The organism is Caulobacter sp. GW821-FHT10E02 (assembly GCF_059415225.1).
The window spans coordinates 649536-667498 of the sequence record NZ_JBWKMV010000002.1 but is presented as its reverse complement, the minus strand read 5'-3'; the positions used below and the strand labels follow the sequence as shown (position 1 = coordinate 667498).

The 17963-nt window shown below is 68.9% G+C and carries 20 protein-coding genes; 12 read left to right on the top strand and 8 right to left on the bottom strand.

The genetic code is table 11. The features are described from left to right. Nucleotides 1-164: 164 nt before the first annotated feature. From AC07NI_RS12910 to rdgB, 5 genes are read right to left on the bottom strand one after another with little or no spacing between them, the layout of a single operon-like run. On the bottom strand, nt 165-980 hold the full coding sequence (locus AC07NI_RS12910; protein ID WP_494619517.1) for a SirB1 family protein: 816 nt from the start codon (nt 978-980) through the stop codon (nt 165-167). A gap of 1 nt (nt 981) precedes the next feature. Next, nucleotides 982-1359 (bottom strand): YraN family protein, encoded by a 378-nt coding sequence (locus AC07NI_RS12905; RefSeq protein WP_494619514.1) that lies wholly within the window; start codon nt 1357-1359, stop codon nt 982-984. Beyond that, nucleotides 1359-2231 (bottom strand): 16S rRNA (cytidine(1402)-2'-O)-methyltransferase, encoded by an 873-nt coding sequence (gene rsmI / locus AC07NI_RS12900; RefSeq protein ID WP_494619512.1) that lies wholly within the window; start codon nt 2229-2231, stop codon nt 1359-1361. The genes AC07NI_RS12905 and rsmI overlap by 1 nt, the downstream gene beginning before the upstream one ends. Nucleotides 2232-2268: 37 nt before the next feature. Beyond that, entirely contained in the window at nt 2269-3411 is a 1143-nt protein-coding gene (gene hemW / locus AC07NI_RS12895; protein ID WP_494619510.1) for a radical SAM family heme chaperone HemW, read from the bottom strand. Then, the gene (gene rdgB, locus AC07NI_RS12890; protein WP_494619508.1) at nt 3404-4006 is read right to left on the bottom strand and encodes an RdgB/HAM1 family non-canonical purine NTP pyrophosphatase; all 603 of its coding nucleotides are present in this window, start codon (nt 4004-4006) and stop codon (nt 3404-3406) included. Before rdgB ends, hemW begins: the two co-directional genes overlap by 8 nt. A 26-nt stretch (nt 4007-4032) precedes the next feature. On the opposite strand from rdgB, the gene AC07NI_RS12885 reads away from it, so the two are divergent. From AC07NI_RS12885 to AC07NI_RS12865, 5 genes are all read left to right on the top strand, one after another. Continuing rightward, complete coding sequence (locus tag AC07NI_RS12885; protein ID WP_494619506.1) at nt 4033-4638, top strand: glutathione S-transferase N-terminal domain-containing protein; 606 nt, start codon at nt 4033-4035, stop codon at nt 4636-4638. Between the two features lie 158 nt (nt 4639-4796). After that, the gene (locus AC07NI_RS12880) at nt 4797-4913 is read left to right on the top strand and encodes a hypothetical protein (RefSeq protein ID WP_492859241.1); all 117 of its coding nucleotides are present in this window, start codon (nt 4797-4799) and stop codon (nt 4911-4913) included. A gap of 95 nt (nt 4914-5008) precedes the next feature. Next, nucleotides 5009-5542 carry a DUF2975 domain-containing protein gene (locus AC07NI_RS12875; protein WP_494619504.1) on the top strand — a complete coding sequence of 178 codons (534 nt, stop codon included), beginning with the start codon at nt 5009-5011 and terminating at the stop codon, nt 5540-5542. A gap of 17 nt (nt 5543-5559) precedes the next feature. Further along, nucleotides 5560-5799, top strand: coding sequence for a helix-turn-helix domain-containing protein (locus tag AC07NI_RS12870; protein WP_494619502.1), 240 nt, complete (start codon nt 5560-5562; stop codon nt 5797-5799). Between the two features lie 84 nt (nt 5800-5883). After that, on the top strand, nt 5884-6207 hold the full coding sequence (locus AC07NI_RS12865; protein ID WP_494619500.1) for a hypothetical protein: 324 nt from the start codon (nt 5884-5886) through the stop codon (nt 6205-6207). A gap of 19 nt (nt 6208-6226) precedes the next feature. Here AC07NI_RS12865 and AC07NI_RS12860 read toward each other — a convergent pair whose 3' ends face one another. From AC07NI_RS12860 to rph, 3 genes are all read right to left on the bottom strand, one after another. Then, nucleotides 6227-7009 (bottom strand): retropepsin-like aspartic protease family protein, encoded by a 783-nt coding sequence (locus AC07NI_RS12860; protein WP_494619498.1) that lies wholly within the window; start codon nt 7007-7009, stop codon nt 6227-6229. Further along, nucleotides 7009-7986 carry a S1C family serine protease gene (locus AC07NI_RS12855; protein ID WP_494619496.1) on the bottom strand — a complete coding sequence of 326 codons (978 nt, stop codon included), beginning with the start codon at nt 7984-7986 and terminating at the stop codon, nt 7009-7011. Before AC07NI_RS12855 ends, AC07NI_RS12860 begins: the two co-directional genes overlap by 1 nt. A 67-nt stretch (nt 7987-8053) precedes the next feature. Further along, nucleotides 8054-8770 carry a ribonuclease PH gene (gene rph / locus AC07NI_RS12850; protein WP_494619494.1) on the bottom strand — a complete coding sequence of 239 codons (717 nt, stop codon included), beginning with the start codon at nt 8768-8770 and terminating at the stop codon, nt 8054-8056. Nucleotides 8771-8905: 135 nt separating this feature from the next. Here rph and hrcA point away from each other — a divergent pair, with 135 nt between their 5' ends. The 7 genes from hrcA to gyrB all read left to right on the top strand — a co-directional run bounded on the left by hrcA (nt 8906) and on the right by gyrB (nt 17884). Beyond that, nucleotides 8906-9982 carry a heat-inducible transcriptional repressor HrcA gene (gene hrcA, locus AC07NI_RS12845; RefSeq protein WP_494619492.1) on the top strand — a complete coding sequence of 359 codons (1077 nt, stop codon included), beginning with the start codon at nt 8906-8908 and terminating at the stop codon, nt 9980-9982. 12 nt (nt 9983-9994) lie between these two features. After that, nucleotides 9995-10618 carry a nucleotide exchange factor GrpE gene (gene grpE / locus AC07NI_RS12840; protein ID WP_494619490.1) on the top strand — a complete coding sequence of 208 codons (624 nt, stop codon included), beginning with the start codon at nt 9995-9997 and terminating at the stop codon, nt 10616-10618. Nucleotides 10619-10771: 153 nt separating this feature from the next. After that, entirely contained in the window at nt 10772-11890 is a 1119-nt protein-coding gene (gene dnaN / locus AC07NI_RS12835) for a DNA polymerase III subunit beta (RefSeq protein ID WP_494619488.1), read from the top strand. Between the two features lie 148 nt (nt 11891-12038). Next, nucleotides 12039-13811 (top strand): gamma-glutamyltransferase, encoded by a 1773-nt coding sequence (gene ggt, locus AC07NI_RS12830; RefSeq protein ID WP_494619486.1) that lies wholly within the window; start codon nt 12039-12041, stop codon nt 13809-13811. 42 nt (nt 13812-13853) lie between these two features. Further along, entirely contained in the window at nt 13854-14225 is a 372-nt protein-coding gene (locus AC07NI_RS12825) for a VOC family protein (RefSeq protein ID WP_494619484.1), read from the top strand. 36 nt (nt 14226-14261) lie between these two features. Beyond that, the gene (gene recF / locus AC07NI_RS12820; protein ID WP_494619481.1) at nt 14262-15425 is read left to right on the top strand and encodes a DNA replication/repair protein RecF; all 1164 of its coding nucleotides are present in this window, start codon (nt 14262-14264) and stop codon (nt 15423-15425) included. After that, complete coding sequence (gene gyrB / locus AC07NI_RS12815; protein ID WP_494619479.1) at nt 15422-17884, top strand: DNA topoisomerase (ATP-hydrolyzing) subunit B; 2463 nt, start codon at nt 15422-15424, stop codon at nt 17882-17884. The genes recF and gyrB overlap by 4 nt, the downstream gene beginning before the upstream one ends. Nucleotides 17885-17963 lie beyond the last annotated feature (79 nt).

Below are 17963 nucleotides of genomic sequence, written 5' to 3'. Positions count from 1 at the left end.
CCAGGGTTTTGTTTTTGCTTGGAAAGTTCGGATTTCACCCGCGCCGGGCGGTCGGATTTCGCGCGGCGGTTCGCCACCCAAAGGGGGTGTTTTGCGCGGAAAACCGCTCAAGCTTGGCTGGAAAGCCGTTGAGGAGATTCGATCTGCGGCTCAGGAACCGTTGATCAGTTGAGCCTCAACCGCACCCGTTCGCGCTGAGCGCGGGCGGCGATGGCCGCGCCGCCGTCCAGGGTCTGGGCGCGGGACAGGGCCTGCAACGCGCCGGCCAGGGCGCCTTGGCCTTCGCGGGCGGCGGCGACGTCCAGCCAGGGGCGGTGGTCGTTCGGGTTCAGCAGGGCGCGGCGCAGGGCCGAGCGCTCGGCGCGGACCCAGTCCTTGGCCTGCTGGGCGCGGGCGAAGATGTTGTTCTGCAGGCGGATCAGCACGGCGCGGTCCGAGATCGGCGCCATCAACAGTTCCAGCCGCGAGGCGACGTCGGGCATCAGGCCGGTGCGCAGGGCGCGGCGCGACAGCTCGGACGGCAGCACCACCCGGCCTTCGCTGAACGGGTCCAGCGCCAGCGGACCTTCCTCGGTCTCGATGCGCAGCAGGAAGTGGCCGGGGAAGTCGACGCCGTAGAGGTCCAGGCCCACCTGGCGAGCGGCGTGCAGATAGAAGACGCCCAGCGCCACCGGCAGGCCCTTGCGACGCTCTGCTATGGCGATGACGTCGGCGTTGTCGGGGTGGTCGTAGGTCAGGACGTCGCCGGTCAGGCGCAGGTCGCCGGCCAGGGTCTCGGCCACGGCCTCCTCGGGCGACTCGGCCTCGGCCCGGCGGCGCAGGCGCTCGGCGGCGTCCTTGGCCAGATCGAGGGCCGGCTTGGTGTCGCGGCTGGGGTCGTCATGGACGGCGCAGGCCAGGGCGGCCTCGAACAGCGGGAAGCTCTCGTCGGGGCCTTCCCCGGCCTTGGTCAGGACTTCTTCGGCCTCGTCGCGGGTCATGTCAGGCCCCCGCCCAGGCGTCGGTGAGGTGGCGGGGCGCGCGGCCGGGCGCCAGGGCCAGCAGGTCGAGGCGCACGGAGAGGTCGCGCAGCGCCATGCGGTGCGCGCTGACATGGGCGGCGGCGCGGCGCAGGCGCTCGCGCTGGGTCGGCGTCACGGCGTCCAGGGCGTCCTCGATCGTCGTCCTCTGCTTGACCTCCACAACGGCCAGCACCTTGCCGCGTTGCGCCAGCAGGTCGATTTCGCCCAGCGGCGTCGCCAGGCGGAAGCCCAGGATGCGATAGCCCTTGGCCATCAGCCACAGGGCCGCGACCACCTCGGCCCGCCGGCCGAGCTTGCGCGCCGCCGCGCCCCGGGCTTGGCGGGCGCCGGCGACCATCAGGCCTGCTCCTTCAACGCCAGGGCCTGGCGGTAGAGGTCCTTGCGGGACAGGCCCAGCGCCTTGGCGACTTCCGACGCGGCCTCGCCCAGCGGCAGGCGGGCCATGGCTTCGCGCAAGGCGGCCTCGGCGTCGTCGGCGGTGGCGACCTTCTCCGAGCCCGGACCGACCAGGATGACGATCTCACCCTTGGGGGCCTCGAAGCGCGGGTCGGCGGCCAGGTCGGCCAGCGTGCCGCGGATGCAGGTCTCATAGAGCTTGGTCAGTTCACGGCACACCGCCGCCTGGCGGGTCCCGCCGAACACGACGGCCATGTCGGCCAGGCAGTCGTCCACTCGCGAGGCGCCTTCGTAGAAGATCAGGGTGGCGCGGGTGTTGGCGAATTCCTCGAGGAAGGTCCGGCGGGCGGCGCTCTTGGGCGGCGGGAAGCCGGCGAACAGGAAGCGGTCGGTCGGCAGGCCGGCCAGGGTCAGCGCCGCGAGGGCGGCGGAAGCGCCGGGGATCGGGATCACCGGATGGCCGGCGGCGATCGCCTCCTTGGCCAAGCGGTAGCCGGGGTCGGAGACCATCGGCGTGCCGGCGTCCGAAACGAGGGCCACGCGCTCGCCGGCTTCCAAGCGCTCCAGAATGCGGGGGATGGCCCGCTCGGCCACGTGTTCGTCGTGGCGTTCCAGCTTGGTCTTGATGCTGTAGGCCGACAGCAGCTTGCCGGTGACGCGGGTGTCCTCGGCCAGCAGCACGTCGCAGGCGGCCAGGACGTCCAGGGCCCGCAGGGTGATGTCCCGCAGATTGCCGATCGGCGTCGCCACCAGATAGAGGCCGGGCGCCAGGGGCGCGTCGGACAGGGCTGGCGGGGGAAGCAATCGGCTCAACGTGCGGGTGTCCTTAGGTTGTTCCGAGTCAGGTCTATCAGGTCGCGAGCGCGCCTGTCAGCCGGTCCAGCACCAGGCGGCCGGCGCGGGTGGCGCGCAATCGGTTGCGATCGTCCGCCAGCAAGCCGGTTTCCACGAGGTCGCGGACTTTCGACGTGTCGGGGGTCAGGCCTAGCGGGGCCATCTCCGCGAAACCGACGCCGTCGTCGATCCGTAGGCCGAGCACCAGGCGCTCCTCGGCGGCTTCCTCAGGCGTCAGGATCTCGCGCTCGAAGCCGACGCCGGTCGTGGCGACGGCGGCGACATAGTCCTTGATGGCGCGGTGGGCGACTGTAGCGGCGCGGCCTTCGGGCAAGGCCAGGCGTCCGTGCGCGCCGGGGCCGACGCCGACATAGTCGACGCCCCGCCAGTAGACGAGGTTGTGCCGCGAGCGGGCCGCTCCGCCCTTGGCGTGGTTGGAGACCTCGTAGGCGTCGAAGCCGGCGGCCTCCAGCAGCTCCTGCGTGGTCTCGAACAGGGTGGCGGCCAGGTCCTCGTCGGGCACGACCAGGGTCCCGCGCCCGACCGCGCGATCGAAGGCCGTGCCGTGCTCGATGGTCAGCTGGTAGGGCGAGACGTGTTCGGGGCCGAGCGCGATGGCTTCGGCGAGTTCGGCCCGCCAGGCGGCGTCGGTCTGGCTGGGGCGGGCGTAGATCAGGTCGATGGACAGGCGCGGGAAGGCCTTGGTCGCCGCCGCGATCGCCCGCCGCGCCGCGCCGGCGTCGTGGTTGCGGCCCAGGGCCTTCAGGGACGCGTCGTCCAGCGCCTGGACGCCCAGCGACAGCCGCTGCACCCCGGCGTCGGCCAGGGCGGCGAAGCGGTCGGCTTCCGCGTCGGTCGGATTGGCCTCGAGGCTGATCTCCAGGTCGGCGACCGGTGACCACAGGCGCTTGGCCGTGTCGATCACCCGCGCGACCTGGGCGGGATCCATCAGCGAGGGGGTGCCGCCGCCGAAGAAGATCGAGAGCAGCTCACGCTCGCCGGTCAGCTCGCGCTGGGCGATCAGGTCGGCGACGATGGCGTCGGCCAGGTCCGCCTGCTCCTGCGTCTTGCCCCGATCGCGGACGACGTTGAAGTCGCAATAGGGGCAGATGCGCGAACAGTACGGCCAGTGGACGTAGACGCCGACTGGATCAGTCAAACAGCGCCGCCTTCAGCTTGGCGAAGGCGCGGGCGCGGTGGCTCATGGCGTCCTTGGCGGTAGGTTCCATTTCTCCGAATGTCAGGCTCTCGCCTGCGGGCACGAAGATCGGGTCGTAGCCGAAGCCGCGCGTTCCGCGACCGGGGAACACCAGGGTCCCGTCGATGCGACCCTCGACCACCACGGCCGGACCGTTGGGCCAAGCGACCGCCAGCGCCGAGGTGAACCAGGCCGAGCGGTCGCCGGAGGCCGTCGCCTCCAGCCGCTCCTCGACCTTGCCCATGGCCATGGCGAAGTCCTTGGTCGGCCCCGCCCAGCGCGCCGAGAAGATGCCCGGCGCGCCGTCCAGCGCCTTGACCGACAGGCCGCTGTCGTCGGCGATGGCCGGCAGGCCCGAGAGGTCGGCGGCGTGACGGGCCTTCAAGAGGGCGTTGCCGACGAAGGTGCTCTCGGTCTCGTCCGGCTCGGGCAAGCCGAGCTGGCCGGCGGTGACGATCTCGAAGCGGCCGTCCAGCAGGGCGGCGATCTCGGGGACCTTGCCGGGATTGTGGGTGGCGGCCACGAGCTTCGATCCCATTTCAAGCTTCAACGCCATGTCACGACTCCGGGGGAAATCACCTGATGCGGCTTCTTTACGCTGCTATTTCGCCGTTTGCGCGCAAGGTTCGCGTGCTGGCGCTGGAAAAAGGCCTGAACGACGTCTTCACGCTGGAGCTCGTCGCGCCGTTCCAGGACGAGGGGCTGCGCGCCCAGAACCCGCTCTGCAAGGTGCCGGCCCTGATCCTCGATGATGGGGAGACGGTCTTCGATTCCAGCGTCATCGCCGACTATGTCGACGGCCTGGCCGAGCCTTGCCTGATCCCGGACGCCCAGCCGGCCCGCCGCCGCGCCCTGACCCTGGAGGCCGCCGCCGACGGCATGGGCGACGCCTCGGTGCTGATCGTCCGCGAGCGGATGCGCCCCGAGGCCGAGCACCGCCAGGACCTGTTCGAGCGCCAGCTGCGCGCCGTCAACGCCGCCCTCGATCTCTTCGAGACGGCGGTGGTCGAGGGGGAGCTCTCAGACGTGCATTTCGGGATCGGCGAGATCGCCGTGGCGGTGCAGCTGGCCTATCAGGACGTGCGCCAGGTCAGCGCCTGGCGCGCCGGCCGGCCGGTGCTCGCGGCCTGGTACGAGCGGGTCGCCCAGCGTCCGTCGATGGTCGCCACCCACGCCACTGTGACCTAACGGCAACTGTTCCGGGCGAGCTTGCATCGTTACAAGAGTTTAATATCGTTTCTCGATAAACAAGATTGGCGGAACCGGAATCGGGGCCTATCTGTTGAGCCTGTGGATAGAGGCCGAATGGCTCGACCCCGTCCACGTCTCTCAAACTGGAAAACACGATGTCCGCCGCCCGCCTGTTCCGCCTCGCCGACAAGGTTCTCATGACCGTCATCACCGCCGCGCTCATCGTGGCCGTGCCGGTGTCGGCCGTGGCCTTCGTGGTGCAGACGCTCTAGGCGACGTAACGGTTTTCCAGGCCAGAGGCTGGATTTTTGACGCCCGCCGCGACGCGGGGCAATTTGCTTAGCGTCGCTGTCGGGGGGATGCAGCCATGCGCGCCTTGGGCCCAGGCTCAGTTTCGAGTTTCCTGAAGATCATCCTCGACGTCATCTACGTCGGCCTGTGGATCTTCGTCAGTCTTTTGTCGCTGTTCACGCTGGTCGCCCTGCTGTTCAGCTTCAATCCCGAATTGCTCGCCTCGCTGTTGCCGATCAGTGACGCCGTCGAGGCCATCAGCCGCGATGGGCCGCTGTTCGCCGGCGCCCTGGCGGCCTGGGCGCTGCTGCTGGGCGGTTGGATGGTCATCGTCGAGCGCCTGCGCAAGATCTTCGCCACCCTGACCGCCGGCGACCCCTTCCATCCCGACAATGTCGTGCGCCTGCGCCTGATCGGCCTCGTCTTGGCCGGCCTGGAAGTCGGACGCTACGTGTTCTCAGGCATGGCCCGCTGGCTGGCCCCCAAGGCCAAGGTCATCGACGACAGCTTCACCCTGACCGCCTGGTTCTCGGTGCTGGTGGTCTTCGTCCTGGCCGAAGTGTTCCGCGAGGGCGCCCGCCTTCGCCGTGAAGCCGAACTCACGATCTGATCCGGAGCGATCCCCGCATGCCCGTCCGCGTGAACCTCGACCGCGTGCTGCTCGACCGCCGAATGTCGCTGACCGAGCTCTCCGACCGCGTGGGGGTGACGATCGCCAACCTGTCGATCCTCAAGACCGGCAAGGCCCGGGCGGTGCGGTTCTCGACCCTCGACGCCCTGTGCCGCGAGCTGCAATGCCAGCCCGGCGACCTGCTGACCTTCGAATACGGCCCGGCCGACAGCCACGACGAGGACGAAGAGGCCTAAACCTTGGCCGCGTCACGAAACCGCCAGGGAATCACGGCGTTTCCAACGGTGAGGCGGGGGCCTCGCCATCTTAGGAAACACCATTTGTCCGTCACTCGCGCACTCTTCGCCTCTGCCCTGACGCTCGCCGCCCTGGCGGCCGCGGCGTCCGCCCAAGCCTCCAGCCCAGGCGCCTGGGCCGAGTTCAATCAGCGGGTCACCCGCAGCTGCGTCGCCGCCGCCGGCTACCGCAACGCCCGGCCGTCGCCGATCATCGGCTTCGACGACCGGGTCGGTAAGGTCGCGGTGCTGGTCTCCGATAAGTCGCGCGGCTCCAACAACGCCAAGCTCTGCCTGTACGACAAGGCCAGCCGTAAGGCCTATATCGACAACGCCGATGGCTGGGTCGCCCCGCCGCAGCCGCGCTAAACGCGCGGGGAGGGGCCGCCTAGATGGCGCGCCCCTTCTCGTCCTCGCGCCACTTCAGGATCATCTGGCGGTCGCGGAATTCGAACGCGTCCAGGCGCTTGAGGAAACTCATTCCCAGCAGCGAGCCGCTCATCGGCGCCTGATTGACCATCACCCGGAAGCCCTCGAGCTTGATCGAGCCGATCTCCAGGGTGCTGGCGTCGTAGGCGGCGCTGTAGCCCTTGCCGTTGGCCGTCTCGGTCTCATAACCGTAGTTCAGGGTGTCGACCGGGACGCCGATGCGCTGGGCGTCGGCCGGGCTGAGCACGGTCTCGGTGGCCCCGGTGTCGACCATGAACCGCACGCGTTGGCCGTTGACCAGGCCATCGACGACATAGTGGCCGTCCTCGCCCTGCGGCACCACCAGCGTGCGCTCGCCGACCTGCACGGGCGTGCCGACATTGAAGGCCATCTGCACGCGGCGCGGGACCTCTGACAGCTCGGCGCGATAGGCGTAGCCGAGGGCCAGGACCGCGATGATCCCGCTCCAGATGGCGGCATATTTCAGGTGCTGGCCGATCGAGCCCTGCAGGCCGCGCAGCAGCGCCGTCGAGACAAGAACGATCACGCCGATCTGGTAGACGAGGTCGGCCTTGTCGTCGCCGGTCTGGATCGCCTCGGGGAAGGCGCGGTTCAGCGCGAAGGCCAAGGCGCCGAGGCCGGCCAGCAGGCCCAGCCACAGCAGCAGCCGATGACGCGGAACCGCCGGCCGCGCGGGACGGGCGGGCGGCGGCGCTTCGGGCTGCTCCCAGGGACCAGCCATTAGTTCAGGCGTCGCTTCTTCAGCAGGCTGGCGCGGTCCATCGAGCGGACCTCGACCTCGAAGACGTCGCCCTCGCGGCGGATCTTCAGCGGCACGCTGACGCCGGCGTCGCCCAGGCTCCACATCGACTCGTAGAACTCGGCCAGGGTCGAGACCGGCATGCCGTCGACGGCCAGGATGAGGTCGCCGGCGGCCAGCTCGGCGCGGGCGGCCGGGCCCTTGGGCGAGATGCCGACGATGATGACGTGGTTCTCGGTCTCCTGGGCGAAGACGCCCAGCCACGGCCGGGGCGGATGCGGGCTCTTGCCACGGGCCAGCTCGTCGAGCACGGGCGGCAGCAGCTCGGCGGGCACGAACATGTTGATCGGCCGGGCCTGACCTTCGTTGTCGCGGCCTTCCAGGGTCAGGGAGCCGAGACCTACCAGATCGCCCTTAGGACCGATCAGGGCCGCGCCGCTCCAGTGCGGGTGGGCCGGGCCGGTGATGATGGCGTCGTCCAGCAGGTATTCCCAGTAGCCGGCGAACGGCATGCGGGCCAGGACCTTGCCGGCCACGGCGTGGGCGCGGCCGCCCGCGCCGGCGGCGATTATCGCGTCGCCGGCGTCCAGGTCGCGGGCCGAGCCGATGGTCATGACGGGCAGGTCCAGCGGCTCCAGCGCCTGCACCAGACCCAGGCCCGAGCGGACGTCCAGGCCCAGCACGTGGGCCGGCACGCGGCGGCCGTCATTGCGGGTGAGGATGACCTCCTCCGCCTCGGTGATCAGATAGGCCATGGTCAGCACGAGGCCGCCGGGGCCGACAACCACGCCGTTGCCGACGCGCTCGGTGCCCAGGATGCCGGCCGTATAGGCGTCGGGCGGCACGGTGGCTTCCAGGGCGACCATCGAGGCCAGCGCCTGGTCCAGGTCGAAGCGATAGGCCTCCGCCGACGGGCGCAGGCGGGCTTCGACTTCATGGCCTTCGAACGGGGTGGGCACGCGGAACTCCTAATCCTTAAGACTGGAATCTGGGACCGACACCCCGTTCAGGCAAGTGCGGCGTTGCCTAGCCGCCGATCGCCGCGCGCTGGATGGCGAACAGCTCGTTGATGCCTTTTTCGGCCAGGCCGAACAGCGTCTCGAACTCGGCGCGGGTAAAGCCGCGCTTTTCGCCGGTGGCCTGGATCTCGACGATGTCGCCGCCGCCGGTCAGGACGAAGTTGCTGTCGGCCTCGGCGTTGCTGTCTTCCTCGTAGTCGAGGTCCAGCACCGGGACATTGTTGAACACGCCGCACGAGACGGCCGCCACCTGGCCCACGATCGGGTCGGTCTTCAGCACGCCTTCTTCCAGCAGGTAGTTGACCGCCAGGCGCAGGGCGACCCAGGCGCCGGTGATGGCGGCGGTGCGGGTGCCGCCGTCGGCCTGGATGACGTCGCAGTCGAGGCTGATCTGGCGCTCGCCCAGGGCCTTGAGATCGACGACGGCGCGCAAGGACCGGCCGATCAGGCGCTGGATTTCCTGCGTGCGGCCGGTCTGCTTGCCGGCGGCGGCCTCGCGGCGGCCGCGGGTGTGGGTGGCGCGGGGCAGCATGCCGTACTCGGCGGTGACCCAGCCGGCGCCCTTGTTGCGCATCCAGCCCGGGACGTTTTCTTCCACCGTGGCGGTGACCAGCACCTTGGTGTGGCCGAACGAGATGAGGCACGAGCCTTCGGCGTAGCGGTTGACGCCGGTTTCCAGCGTGACGGCGCGCAGCTGGTCGGGGGCGCGTTCGGACGGACGCATGGGAAACTCCTGATCTCAGGGCTATTTGAATGTCTGTGGGTGGCGCTTATCCTATTGCGAGCGGACCTTGAAAGAGGCCGACTCCTTTTGTCCGCCGACCGGGACCCAAACGACACGCCCCATGGCATCTAGAGCATGACGCATCTCTTCCCTGGTCCGATCGTCCCCGCGCCGGGCCTCGGCGAGATGGACAGCCGCGCCCGCGACATCTTCCGCCGGGTCGTGGAGTCGTATCTGGAGACCGGCGAGCCCGTCGGCTCGCGCACCATTTCCCGGGGCGGCCTGGCTTTGTCGCCGGCCTCGATCCGCAACACCATGCAGGACCTGGCGCAGCTGGGCCTGCTGGACGCCCCCCACACCAGCGCCGGCCGGATGCCGACCCATGCGGGCCTGCGGATGTTCGTCGACGGTTTCCTGGAAGTCGGCGACATCGGCGAAGAGGAAAAGCGCGCCATCGAGGCGCGGTTGGCCGTCAAGGGCCGCTCGTTCGAGGAGGCCCTGGCCGAGGCCAGCTCGGTGCTGTCGGGCCTGGCCGGCGGCGCGGGCATCGTCGTCACCCCGGTCCGCGAGGGCGGGGTCAAGCACGTGGAGTTCGTGCCGCTGGGCGGAGGCCAGGTGCTGGCGGTCATGGTGTTCGAGGACGGCCAGGTCGAAAACCGGCTGATGCGCCAGGCTCCGGGCGTCACGCCTTCGGCCCTGCAGGAGGCCTCCAACTTCCTCAACGCCCGCCTGCGCGGCCGCACCCTGTCCGAGGCGCGCACCGAGATGGGCGGCGAGCTGGACATCGCCCGCCGCCAGCTCAACGAGACCGCCGCCCGCCTGGTCGAGGACGGCCTGGCCGCCTGGAGCGGCGGCGAGGGCGACGCGCGCTCGCTGATCGTGCGCGGGCAGGCGAACCTCCTGGCCGACGCCCGGGCCCGCGAGGACATCGACCGCGTCCGCCAGCTGTTCGACGACCTGGAGCAGAAGGGCCAGCTGATCGGCCTGCTGGACGACGTCCGTGACGCCGAGGGCGTGCGCATCTATATCGGTGCCGAAACGCGCCTGTTTTCGCTTTCGGGTTCCTCGGTGATCGCGGCGCCCTATATGACGGGCCGACAGAAGGTGCTGGGCGCGATCGGCGTGATCGGGCCGGCCCGATTGAACTACGCCCGAGTCATTCCGTTGGTGGACTATACCGCCCGGGTGCTCGGACGGATGATGGATGGATAAGGACTGTACGAGATGACCGACGAGCAAACGCCGGCTGAAGACGTCGCCTTCGAGGCCGACGACGCGTCGCAAGAGATCGAGGCGCTGAAGCTGGAAGTGGCCGCTCTGAAGGAGCAGGCCCTGCGCTACGCCGCTGAGGCCGAGAACACCAAGCGCCGCGCCGAGCGCGAGATGAACGACGCGCGCGCCTATGCGATCCAGAAGTTCGGCCGCGACCTGCTGGGCGTCGCCGACAACCTGTCGCGCGCCACGGCTCACAGCCCAAAGGACTCGACCGACGCGGCGGTGAAGAACTTCATCATCGGCATCGAGATGACCGAGAAGGAGCTGCACGGCGCCTTCGAGCGCAATGGCCTCAAGCAGATCGCCCCGGCCAAGGGCGAGAAGTTCGATCCCCACCTGCACCAGGCGGTGATGGAGCAGCCGGCGACCGACGTCGCCGCCGGCGGCGTGATTAGCCTGCTGCAGGCCGGCTACGAGCTGATGGGCCGTCTGGTCCGTCCGGCCATGGTCGCCGTGGCGGCCAAGGGCTCGACGGGGCCCTCGACTGGTGAGCCGTCGGCGAGCGCCAATCCCTATGCCGGCGCGGGCTCGGACGGCGACAACTCGGGTGGTTCGTTCGACCAGAAGGCCTGACGAGAGCGAAAGCTTCGTTTTTCGCAACTCGGGGCGCGCGAATGACGGGCGCGCCCCCTTCCCCCCTTCGCGCTTTGCGATAATGTCGGCGGTCCATTCTCAACGGGGGTAGCGGTCGATTCCATCGACCCGACCGCGCGATCTGGACCGACTATGAAGCTTACCATCGAACGGGCGGCGCTCCTGAAGGCGCTGAGTCACGTGCAGAGCGTCGTCGAACGCCGCAACACCATCCCGATTCTGTCGAATATCCTGCTGTCGGCCGAGGGCGATCGCCTGTCCTTCTCGGCCACCGACCTGGACATGGAGATCATCGACGAGGGCTTCGCCCAGATCGACGTCCCTGGCCAGATCACGGCCCCGGCCCACACCCTCTACGAAATCGTCCGCAAGCTGCCCGACGGCGCCGACGTCTCGCTGAGCTTCAGCGGCGATGATCCGCGCCTGGTGATCCAGGCCGGCCGCTCGCGCTTCAACCTGCCGGTGCTGCCGGCCGGCGATTTCCCGGTGATGAGCAGCGATGGCCTGTCCAGCCGCGTCCCGGTCGACACCAACGAGCTGATCCGCCTGATCGACAAGACCCGTTTCGCGATCTCGACCGAAGAGACCCGCTATTATCTGAACGGTCTCTACGTCCACACGGTCAACGAGGGCGGCGAGGTCAAGCTGCGCGCCGTGGCCACCGACGGCCACCGCCTGGCCTTGGCCGAGATGCCGGCGCCGGAAGGCGCGGCCGGCCTGCCGGGCGTGATCATCCCGCGCAAGACCATCGCCGAAGCCCGCCGCCTGATGGAATCGGCTGGCGAGACGGTCGACCTGCAGCTGTCGCCCCAGAAGGTCCGCTTCGAATTCGGCGCGGCCGCCCTGACGTCCAAGGTCATCGACGGCGCCTTCCCGGACTATCTGCGCGTCATCCCGCGCGACAACGCCAAGATCCTGACCCTGGACAACGACCTGTTCGCCAAGGCCGTCGACCGCGTCGCCACCATCTCGGCCGAGAAGAGCCGCTCGGTGAAGCTGGCCATCGAGCCGGGCCGCATCACCCTGACGGTCCGCAACATGGAAGCCGGCCAGGCCGTCGAAGAGGTCGAGGTCGATTACGACGGCGAGCCCTTCGAGATCGGCTTCAACGCCCGCTACCTGCTGGACGTCTGCGGCCAGATCGCGGGCCCGCAGGCCGAGTTCCGCTTCGCCGACCCGGCTTCGCCCACCCTGGTGGTCGATCCGGTCGATCCGGGCGTGAAGTACGTGCTGATGCCGCTGCGGGTCTGATCCGCGGGCTTTGAATAAGAGACGGGCGCCCCAGAGCGCGCGATAGCGCGCTCTGAATCCTTGAAGATAGAGCCTGTTCATCTGGCTCGGATGTTCCATCCAAACCAGACAGGCTCTACGCGCCCGTTTTGCTTTTGGGGGTTCTGTCATGCGTCGTCGCACCTTCCTCGCCGCCTTGCCGGCCGCCGCTTTCGCGGGACAGGCCGCCGCCCAGTCGCAACTGCTGACGGGTCCCAATCCCAACCTGAAGCGACCCGACGTCCACGGCGGCGACCGGGTGGACGGCGCGACCTGGGCCTCGCGCTCGGCGGCCTGGGGCGTCCACGGCGCGGCCGCCACGGCCCATCCGCTGGCCACCCAGGCGGCGATCGACATGCTGCGCAAGGGCGGTTCGGCCGCCGACGCCGCCATCGCCGCCAATGCGGTGCTGGGCCTGGTCGAGCCGGTCTCGTGCGGGGTCGGCGGCGACTGCTACGTGATGCTGTGGGACCCCAAGACCAAGCAGGTCATGGGCCTGAACGGCTCGGGCCGCTCGCCCAAGGCCCTGACCCTGGAGACGGTCAGGGCACGGGCCAAGAACGGCAAGATTCCGTCCTTCGGCGCGGTCAGCGTCAGCGTGCCCGGCGCGGTCGACGCCTGGCGCGAGATGCACGAACGCTACGGCAAGCTGAAGTGGGCCGACCTTTTCGCGCCCGCCATTGGCCACGCCGAGGAAGGCCATCCGGTCACCCAGAACGTCGCCTACTACCTGGCGGGCAGCTATCGCCGCTTCACCAACCCGACCTCGGGCATTGAGGAGGTCGAGAACTTCAAGGCCGTCTGGGCTCCGAACGGCAAGACTCCGGTCGAGGGCGAGGTGTTCAAGAACCCGCGCCTGGCCAAGACCTACCGGATGATCGCGCAGGGCGGCGGCCGGGCCTTCTACGAGGGCGAGATCGCCGCGACCATCGAGGCCTATTTCAAGCGCATCGGCGGCTGGATGACCAAGGCCGACCTCGCCGCCAACCGCGCCGTCTGGACCAAGGTCCACAAGAGCCCCTATCGCGGGGTCGAGGTCTGCGCCCTGGGCGACAACACCCAGGGTCTTGCGACCCTGCAGCTGCTGAACATCCTCGAGCGCTTCGACGTCAAGGGCATGGGCTTCCAGTCGGCCCAGGCTATCCACCACGCCGTCGAGGCCAAGCGTCTGGCCTATGAGGACCGCGCTCGCTTCTATGCCGACCAGGACTTCTACAAGTCGCCGATCGACTGGCTGATCTCCAAGGACTACGCGGCCGAGCGCGCCAAGCTGATCCGGCCCGACAAGATCCTGACCCCCGCCTATCCGGGCCAGGCGCCCAGCAAGGGCGACACCACCTATTTCACCACGGCCGACAAGGACGGGATGATGGTGTCGATCATCCAGTCGAACTATCGCGGCATGGGTTCGGGCCTGTCGCCGGACGGCCTGGGCTTCATGTTCCAGGATCGGGGCGAGCTGTTCGCCCTGACCGACGGCCACCCCAATATCTTCGCGCCGGGCAAGCGGCCATTCCAGACGATCATCCCGGGCTTCGCCCTGCGAGAAGGCCAGCCGTGGCTGTCGTTCGGCGTGATGGGCGGCGACATGCAGCCCCAGGGCCAGGCCCAGATCATCAGCAACATGGTCGACTTCGGCCTGGGCGTTCAGGAGGCCGGCGACGCCCCGCGCTGGCACCATGGCGGCTCGCCCGAGCCGACGGGGATCGCGGCCGAGGACATCACCGTGCTCGACCTGGAGAGCGGCGTGCCGGCCGAGACCCGCAAGGCGCTGGAGACGATCGGCTGGACCCTGAAGACGGAAGCAGGCGGCTATGGCGGTTACCAGGCCATCGAGCGCTGGCCGGGTCGTTACGCCGCCGCCACCGAGATGCGCAAGGACGGGGTGGCGCTGGGCTACTGAGCCGTGCCAACGTCCGTTTCATAAGAAAACGGGAGGTGGCCGATGGCCAAGCTGAACTACGTGACGGTCGGTTCGAACGACCTGGAGAAGGCCAAGGCCTTCTATGACGGCCTGCTGGGATCGATCGGCATGAAGCCGTTGTACGAGCATCCGTCGGGCGGGCGTCTCTATCGGGGTGACGGCTGCATGTTCGGGGTGCTGGGACCGTACGACGGCAATCCGGCCTGCATCGGCAACGGCATGATGGGCGGCTTCGCCTTCGACACCGTCGAGGAGGTCGACGCCTTCCACGCCAAGGCCCTGGAGCTGGGCGCCACGGACGAGGGCGCGCCGGGCGCGCGGATGCCCAAGGTCTATTTCGCCTATTTCCGCGACCTGGATGGCAACAAGCTCTGCGGCTACAAGATGGGCTGAGTAGCGTCGGCCGGCGACACCGCTTAAGAACGCGCCATGGCGTCGGCCGCACTGCTTTCCCTGACCCTGACGGACTTCCGCTCGTACGAGCGCGCCCGCCTCGATACCGAGGGGCGCAGCGTCTACCTGTTCGGGGCCAACGGGGCCGGCAAGACCAATCTCCTTGAAGCGATCAGCCTGCTGACCCCCGGCAAGGGCCTGCGCGGCTCCAGCATGGCCGAGGTCGGTCGCCGGATGCCTGGCGAGACCGTCGGGCGGGCCTGGGCCGTGGCCGCCGAGGTCGAGAGCGGCCAGGACGCGCCGGTCCGCATAGGCACCGGCGTCGAGCAAGGCGGCGCCGCCCGTCGCACCGTCCGCATCGAGGGCGAGACCGTGCCGCCCGGCCGCCTGGCCGACCACGTCCGACCGATCTGGCTGACCCCGGCCCAGGACCGCCTGTTCCTGGAAGCCGCCTCCGAGCGCCGCCGGTTCTTCGACCGCCTGGTCTTCGCCGGCGAGCCCAGCCACGCCAGTCACGCCAACGCCTATGACAAGGCGCAGCGCGAGCGGATGCGGTTGCTGACCGACGCCGCCGACGCTGGCGCGGCGCCCGACGCCACCTGGCTGAACGCCCTGGAGGCCCGACTGGCGGAGTCCGGGGCCCTGCTGTCCCAGGCCCGCGCCCGCACGCTGCTGGCGCTGCAGAACGAGATCGACGGACGCGGCGACCGACCCTTCCCGCAGGCTCGCTTGACCCTGACCGGCGAGTGGGAGAAGCTGGCGCTGGACGGCGTCCCGTTCGCCCAGATCGAGGAGAAACTGGCCGCCGCCCTGGCCGCCGCGCGTCCCCGCGACGGGGCCGCTGGACGGGCCCTGACGGGTCCTCACCGAGGCGATCTGGCCATCTTCCACGTCGAGAAGGACCGTCCGGCGGCGGAATGCTCCACCGGCGAGCAAAAAGCCCTGATTCTGAACCTGGTTTTGGCCCAGGCGGCGCGACTTTCGCGTGCGGAATCCGCGCCGAATCCTGTAATATTGCTCGACGAAGTCGCCGCGCATCTCGACCTCACCAGGCGAGCTGCATTGGCCGACGAACTCACGGCGCTCAAGCTCCAGGCCTTCCTCACCGGCACGGACGAGTCGCTGTTCGACCATCTCAAGGGTCGGGCGCTAGGCGTTCGCGTGGGCGACGCCGGCCTGGCCACCCTGGAAGACGAATGACCGAGAACACCGAAGACCAAGTTCCCGAAGTGGCCCCCGAAATGACCACCGAGGAAGCCGCCGCCCAGTACGGCGCGGACTCGATCAAGGTGCTGAAGGGCCTGGACGCCGTCCGCAAGCGCCCAGGCATGTATATCGGCGACACCGACGACGGTTCGGGTCTGCACCACATGGTCTACGAGGTGGTCGACAACGCCATCGACGAGGCCCTGGCCGGTCACGCCACCAAGGTCCAGGTGATCCTGAACGCCGACGGCTCGGTGACGGTCACCGACGACGGGCGCGGCATCCCCACCGACATCCACGAGGGCGAAGGCGTCTCGGCGGCCGAGGTCATCATGACCCAGCTGCACGCCGGCGGTAAGTTCGACCAGAACAGCTACAAGGTCTCGGGCGGTCTGCACGGCGTCGGCGTCTCGGTCGTCAACGCGCTGTCAGACTGGCTAGAGCTGCTGATCCACCGTGGCGGCAAGGTCCACCAGATGCGCTTCGAGCGCGGCGACGCGGTGACCTCGCTGAAGGTCACGGGCGACTCGCCGATGCGCGAGGACGGCCCCAAGGCCGGCGAGCTACTGTCGGGCACGGAAGTGACCTTCTTCCCGTCACGCGAGACCTTCGCGTTCATCGAATTCGACCGGAAGACCCTGGAGCACCGCCTGCGCGAGCTGGCGTTCCTGAACTCGGGCGTGACGATCTATTTCCGCGACCTGCGCGACGCCGAGCCGTGGGAAGAGAAGCTGCACTATGACGGCGGCATCGAGGCCTTCGTCCGCCACCTGGACAAGGTCAAGACGCCGCTGCTGAAGACCCCGATCGTCGTGCGCGGCGTCAAGGACAAGGTCGAGGTCGATCTCGCCCTGTGGTGGAACGACAGCTATCACGAGCAGATGCTGTGCTTCACCAACAACATCCCGCAGCGGGATGGCGGCACGCACTTGTCGGCCTTCCGCGCCGCCCTGACCCGGATCATCACCGGCTACGCCGAGAGCTCGGGCATCACCAAGAAGGAAAAGGTCAGCGTCGGCGGCGAAGACGCCCGCGAAGGCCTGACCTGCGTGCTGTCGGTCAAGGTGCCGGACCCCAAGTTCAGCTCGCAGACCAAGGACAAGCTGGTCTCGTCCGAAGTGCGCCCGGCTGTCGAAGGCCTGGTGCAGGAAGGCCTGGCGACCTGGTTCGAGGAGCACCCGAACGAGGCCAAGGCCATCGTCTCCAAGATCGCCGAGGCCGCCGCGGCCCGTGAAGCCGCCCGCAAGGCGCGCGAACTGACCCGTCGCAAGAGCGCGCTCGACATCACCTCGCTGCCCGGCAAGCTGGCCGACTGCTCGGAACGGGATCCGGCCAAGTCCGAAATCTTCATCGTCGAGGGTGACTCGGCCGGTGGTTCCGCCAAGCAGGCCCGCAACCGCGACAACCAGGCGGTCCTGCCGCTGCGCGGCAAGATCCTGAACGTCGAGCGGGCGCGCTTCGACAAGATGCTGTCGTCCGACCAGATCGGCACGCTGATCACGGCGCTGGGCGCCGGCATCGGCCGCGACGACTTCAACCCGGACAAGGTGCGCTACCACAAGATCGTGCTGATGACCGACGCCGACGTCGACGGCGCCCACATCCGCACCCTGCTGCTGACCTTCTTCTACCGGCAGATGCCGGAGCTGATCGAGCGCGGCTACATCTACATCGCCCAGCCGCCGCTCTACAAAGCCGCCAAGGGCAAGTCCTCGCGCTATCTGAAGGACGACAGCGAGATGGACGCCTTCCTGATCGACGAAGGCGTCGACGGGGCCGAGCTGGACCTGCCGTCGGGCGAGCGCCGCACGGGCCAGGACCTGCTGGCCCTGGTGCAGCTGTGCCGTCAGGCCAAGGGCAATATCGACCGCCTGGCCGCCCGGGCGCCGTCGTTCGCCATCGAGCAGTCGGCCCTGGCCGGCCTGCTGGGCGAGAAGCCGGACGTCGCCGCAGCCTCGGCGCGCCTGGACCTCTATGCCGAAGAAGGCGACGGTCCGTGGACCGGCGAGCGCAACGAGACGGCCTATGTCTTCAAGCGCGTGCGTCGCGGCGTCACCGAGAGCGTGGTGCTGGACGATGGCCTGCTGCACGCCGCCGACGCCCGTCGTCTGGCCGAGCGGGCCGGGGCCCTGGCCGAGATCTTCTCGGGCCGGGCCGTGTTCCGCCGCAAGGACAAGTCCACGACCGTGCGCGGACCGATGGACCTGATCGCCGCGGTGATGGACGCCGGCCGCAAGGGTCTCTCCATCCAGCGCTACAAGGGTCTGGGCGAGATGAACCCCGACCAGCTGTGGGAGACCACGCTGGATGTCGAGGCCCGCACCCTGCTGCAGGTGCGCGTCAACCATGCCGACGACGCCGACGAGATGTTCAGTCGCCTGATGGGCGATCTGGTCGAGCCGCGCCGTGAATTCATTCAGGAAAACGCGCTCGACGCCGAGGTCGACGTCTAAGTCACTGTCGCAAACGATGTCTTTCTAAGCGCCGGGCGCCCAAATCGAGGGCGTTCCGGCGTTTTTTCGTTAACGAAGC

Bases quoted from the DNA above. Each gene is read 5' to 3' on its own strand.
- AC07NI_RS12870 (WP_494619502.1), top strand. From the start codon at position 5,560: ATGCCCGTCCGCGTGAACCTCGACCGCGTGCTGCTCGACCGCCGAATG.
- AC07NI_RS12885 (WP_494619506.1), top strand. From the start codon at position 4,033: ATGCGGCTTCTTTACGCTGCTATTTCGCCGTTTGCGCGCAAGGTTCGC.
- AC07NI_RS12825 (WP_494619484.1), top strand. From the start codon at position 13,854: ATGGCCAAGCTGAACTACGTGACGGTCGGTTCGAACGACCTGGAGAAG.
- AC07NI_RS12880 (WP_492859241.1), top strand. From the start codon at position 4,797: ATGTCCGCCGCCCGCCTGTTCCGCCTCGCCGACAAGGTTCTCATGACC.
- rph (WP_494619494.1), bottom strand. From the start codon at position 8,770: ATGCGTCCGTCCGAACGCGCCCCCGACCAGCTGCGCGCCGTCACGCTG.
- recF (WP_494619481.1), top strand. From the start codon at position 14,262: ATGGCGTCGGCCGCACTGCTTTCCCTGACCCTGACGGACTTCCGCTCG.
- ggt (WP_494619486.1), top strand. From the start codon at position 12,039: ATGCGTCGTCGCACCTTCCTCGCCGCCTTGCCGGCCGCCGCTTTCGCG.
- AC07NI_RS12905 (WP_494619514.1), bottom strand. From the start codon at position 1,359: ATGGTCGCCGGCGCCCGCCAAGCCCGGGGCGCGGCGGCGCGCAAGCTC.
- AC07NI_RS12910 (WP_494619517.1), bottom strand. From the start codon at position 980: ATGACCCGCGACGAGGCCGAAGAAGTCCTGACCAAGGCCGGGGAAGGC.
- AC07NI_RS12875 (WP_494619504.1), top strand. From the start codon at position 5,009: ATGCGCGCCTTGGGCCCAGGCTCAGTTTCGAGTTTCCTGAAGATCATC.
- dnaN (WP_494619488.1), top strand. From the start codon at position 10,772: ATGAAGCTTACCATCGAACGGGCGGCGCTCCTGAAGGCGCTGAGTCAC.
- gyrB (WP_494619479.1), top strand. From the start codon at position 15,422: ATGACCGAGAACACCGAAGACCAAGTTCCCGAAGTGGCCCCCGAAATG.
- grpE (WP_494619490.1), top strand. From the start codon at position 9,995: ATGACCGACGAGCAAACGCCGGCTGAAGACGTCGCCTTCGAGGCCGAC.
- AC07NI_RS12860 (WP_494619498.1), bottom strand. From the start codon at position 7,009: ATGGCTGGTCCCTGGGAGCAGCCCGAAGCGCCGCCGCCCGCCCGTCCC.
- rdgB (WP_494619508.1), bottom strand. From the start codon at position 4,006: ATGGCGTTGAAGCTTGAAATGGGATCGAAGCTCGTGGCCGCCACCCAC.
- hrcA (WP_494619492.1), top strand. From the start codon at position 8,906: ATGACGCATCTCTTCCCTGGTCCGATCGTCCCCGCGCCGGGCCTCGGC.